The 1,679-nt window shown below is 74.3% G+C and carries 1 protein-coding gene; it reads right to left on the reverse strand.

All coding sequences use genetic code 11. The features are described 5' to 3' along the window. Window positions 1–1,225, reverse strand: a 1,225-nt coding sequence (locus tag I5E_RS01945; protein WP_022905517.1) for a phytoene desaturase family protein, incomplete at its 3' end; no start/stop codon positions are given. Window positions 1,226–1,679: the final 454 nt, after the last annotated feature.

The raw sequence follows: 1,679 nt of genomic DNA on the forward strand, positions 1-1,679 counted from the left end.
CGACGTAGTTCGGGTTGTACGCGCCCATGTCGACCGCGGTGCGGCTGCTCGACTGCAGGACGGTGTCGCGGAACCCCGGTGCGAAGCGCTCGATCTGCCGCGTGATCGCCTCGGTCTGGTCGATGTCGGACCCTGCCGGCACGTGCGCGTAGGCCCAGAAGACGTGCTTGCCGGCCGGTGCGCGGCTCGGGTCGACCACGGTGGGCTCGGCACCGAGCACGTAGGGCCGCTCGGCGTGCGCACCACGCGCGACCGCGCCCTCGGCAGCGGCGATCTCTGCACGGGTCCCGCCGATGTGCACGGTGCCGGCCTCGCGGAGCGCCGCGTTCGTCCACGGCACCGGGTCGGAGAGCGCGAAGTCGACCTTCGCGGCGGCGTTGCCGAACCGGAACCGACGGAGGGCCCCGCGCCGCGGCGTCGGGATCTGCTTCCCCGCGATCCGCAGCATGCCGGGGACGCTCGTGTCGAACAGCACCGCCTTGGCCGGCGTGAGGTCGCCGAGCGAGCGGACCTCGCGACCGGTCTCGATCCGGCCGCCGTGCGCGACGAGGTCCGCGGCGAGCGCGTCGACGATCGCCTGGCTGCCGCCGATCGGGACCGGCCAGCCCCGGGCGTGCGCGTAGGAGCCGAGCGACAGTGCCGCGGCGGCGGTGGAGAGGGACGGCATGTGCTGGATCGAGTGCGCCGCGACCCCGGAGACCATGGCGGGCGCGACCTCGTCGCGGAAGCGGAGGTTCCACGCGCTCGTTCCCTGCTCGAGGGCGCGGAGTCCGAACCGGAGGACCGTGAGGGGGTGCCGAGGAACGTGCAGCAGCGCGTCGGTGGCGAAGTCGGCGACCTGGTCGGCGTTGCCGGACAGGGGCGCCATGAGCTGCCGGAACGCGGGACCGTCGACGCCGAGCGACTCCGCGGTACGGGCGAGGTCCCGGTACGCGATGCCGGCGCGCCCACCGTCGAGCGGGTGGCCGTACTGGACCTCCGGCAGGCGGAGTTCGATGCGGTCCTCGAGCCGGAAGCGCCGGAAGAACTCGGACTGCAGCGCCATCGGGTGCACGGCGGAGCACACGTCGTGCCGGAAGCCGGGCAGCGTCAGCTCGGCGGTCCGTGCGCCACCGCCGATCGTGTCGCCGCGCTCGACGACCTCGACCGACAGCCCTGCGCGTGCGAGCGTCACCGCCGCCGCGAGTCCGTTCGGCCCCGCTCCGACGACCACCGCATCCACCATGCACCCGAGCCTAGGGACCGCTGCTGCGCGCCGTCTCGGTCGGGACGGTCCGCTGCGGACCGGAGGCGCGGTTCGGTGCCGCCCCGCGCCTCCGGTCCGTCGTCGGGCGCGGTCCAGGGCAGTTCCCGATTCCGCCGCTGACCGTTCCGGTTCGCGAACCCCGGGAATCGCGAACCAGAACGGTCAACGCGCCGACGGGTTCAACGCATCCTGCCGCGCGCGCCGAGGACGATGGACCCGCTCGGCGACAGGACCCGGGCACGTGTCGGAGGCTCTGCCGTCCTGGCAGCCTGACAGGTCAGACGCGCGCCGCGTCCGGGTCCGCCGGGTCCGATCCGTCGTCGCCCGCGTCCGCCGCGTCGGGCTCGTCGGCGTCCAGCGCGGTGGACCCCACCGGGTGCTCGGCCAGGAGCGCCGCGAAGTCTCGTCGAGCATCTGCTGCAGCCGGTCGTCC

The sequence above is a fragment of the Curtobacterium sp. B18 genome, from assembly GCF_000333375.1.
In the GTDB taxonomy this organism is placed as follows: Bacteria; Actinomycetota; Actinomycetes; order Actinomycetales; family Microbacteriaceae; genus Curtobacterium.